Here is a 2,084-nt window from a genome sequence, read left to right on the forward strand (position 1 = left end):
TCGCGGGCGGCCTGATCCTGGCCGGCGAGGCACTTCGCGTAGACCTTGAGCAGGACGTGGACGCTGTGCCCGGCCCACTCGGCGACCTGGGTCGCGGGGACGCCCGCGTTCAGCCAGGTCGACACCGCAGCGTGACGTAGATCGTACGGCCGGCGTGCGAGTGGCGAGGCCAGCTGTGCGGGAGTGAGAGCCTTCGCGCGCGCGGCACGCCAGACGTCGCCGTATCGGCTGTCCGGGACGGGGCCACCCTGAGCACCGCGGAACAGCCGGCCGTCCGGGGCGGTGCCGAACTCGGCCAGGTGATCCCGCAGGATCCGGACGAGGTGTGGAGCGCAGGGCACCGGCCGCGTCTCGTCCTTCGCTCTGTGCTTGAGCTGGCGCGTCTCCCGCTCGCCGCTGTCGGTCCACTGGCCGCCCACCGTCGGAGTGGAGTTCGCGAGTGTCAGTGTCCCCCAGCCGCCGTTGGCGGGAAGGTCGAGATCGGGCTCGCGGAGCGTGTTCACCTCGGCGGGTCGCATTCCCGCGTAGTACATGCAGGCAAAGAAGCCGACCAGCGGCCGGGAGATCCCGCCGACCGCGTCGAGCAACGCCCGCGCTTGAGCGGGGTTCACGACCACCCGGCGATCGACCGTCTCGCCGACCTTCGGCGCGGTCCACTGGATGCGGGTCAGCGGGTTGACGTCGAGATGCCCCAGCTCGATGGCGTATTCGATCAAACTGAACAGCACTGCCCGTTTGCGGGCGATCGTGTTCGCTGCGGCCGGTGACCCGTCGAGCTTCACCGCCAGGGCATCGAGTGCCGCACGGGCATAGGTCGGATCCGCCAGAGCCGAGATCGGCACGGTGGACCGTTCGACCCAGCAAAGGGCGGCGGCCACATCGTCCGATGGAGCGTCGTCTCCGTCGGTCGATCGCGTGATGTTGAATGCCCAGCCGTACAGGGCGTCCCGGAGAATCCGCGGGTCGGGTGCGCCCCGCCGGGTGGCAAGGAAGGCGGGAGTGACGGTCGCGAGAGTATCCGCGACCGACCGGCGGGAGTTCGGCGCGAGCCCACGCCATTTCATCTCGGTGAATGCGCGGGCATGACCGTACCAGCTCTGCTCATCCTTGCCGAGATCGAGCATGCTGACCGGAATCCCGTCGGTGACGTCGAAGGGTTCGCCACGACGGGTCGCGCTGACCAGGCCGGAACGGAAGCTGTCCGCGAGAGCGGCCGTCTTGAAACTCCGGGAACGAGCTTTGCCCGCAACCGACCAGCGCAGTTCATATGTGGTCCCGCGTTTTCCCGAGACTTTCCGGACGTTCCAGATACGGACGTCGTAGGTTGTCGGGCGGTCGATCCTGCCCGGCTGGCCGCTTCCCGCGCGTCGGGGGTTCACGCGGCCTCCTCGCGGCCATCGAGCCACGCGGACAGATCGCTTCGCCTGATCCGGAGCTGGCCGTTCGGAAGTGTGAGGCAGCGAGGAGCGCGCCTCTTCGCCCGCCAGTCATAGAAGGTGGAGCGGGAGATCTTGAGTTCGTCGCACAGCTGGTCGAGCGTGAGCAGCTCCTCGCGTGCGGCTGGGACAAGGCGACGGGTCGGGCGCGGGGGCATGTAGAATCCGCTCCTTCTGCCGATTCTTTGGGCGAGATATCCCGTCTCCTCTGGGCGCGAAAGGGTCTGCCGGGAAACCGGCCGCATCCAGGGCGCTACCGCGTCACTGCGTGATCGGCTTCGCCGACCCTGGACCCGTCCGGCCCCCCGGCAGGTCAGGCGCTTACCAGAGGAACGGAAGAAAAATGGGGGAGGAGCGAAGGACCGCGACGACCGGTCAGGACGGCTGGGTCTGCGCGGGAACCCTCCGGTACGGGGCGATGTCGGGCACCCAGCCGCCGGCCGGACCCCGGTGTGGTGGGCGGGTTGCCGGAAACGCCGTGCCGGGGATCGCGCGGAACACCAACACGACGTCGACGTCGCCGAGGGCTTCGACGAAGACGCGTCGGTGGGGATCCGGACGGCGGTCCGGGCGACTTCGAAGGGGTCGGCGCCCGGCTTGACGGTCATCTCGTAGTAGCCCTGGCCGGGGGTGTCGAGGCGGACGAAG

General features: G+C 69.0%; 2 protein-coding genes. Both read right to left on the reverse strand.

Going from position 1 to position 2,084, the window contains the following annotated elements; all coding sequences use genetic code 11:
- Nucleotides 1-1,379, reverse strand: a 1,379-nt coding sequence (locus MJ785_RS21620) for a tyrosine-type recombinase/integrase (RefSeq protein ID WP_239382700.1), incomplete at its 3' end; no start/stop codon positions are given.
- A complete protein-coding gene (locus tag MJ785_RS21625) occupies nucleotides 1,376-1,594 on the reverse strand; it encodes an AlpA family transcriptional regulator (RefSeq protein ID WP_239330141.1) in 219 nt (72 codons plus the stop codon). The genes MJ785_RS21625 and MJ785_RS21620, both read right to left, overlap by 4 nt.
- Nucleotides 1,595-2,084 lie beyond the last annotated feature (490 nt).

It is taken from the genome of Protofrankia sp. CiT1 (assembly GCF_917627335.1).
Lineage (GTDB): Bacteria > Actinomycetota > Actinomycetes > Frankiales > Frankiaceae > Protofrankia.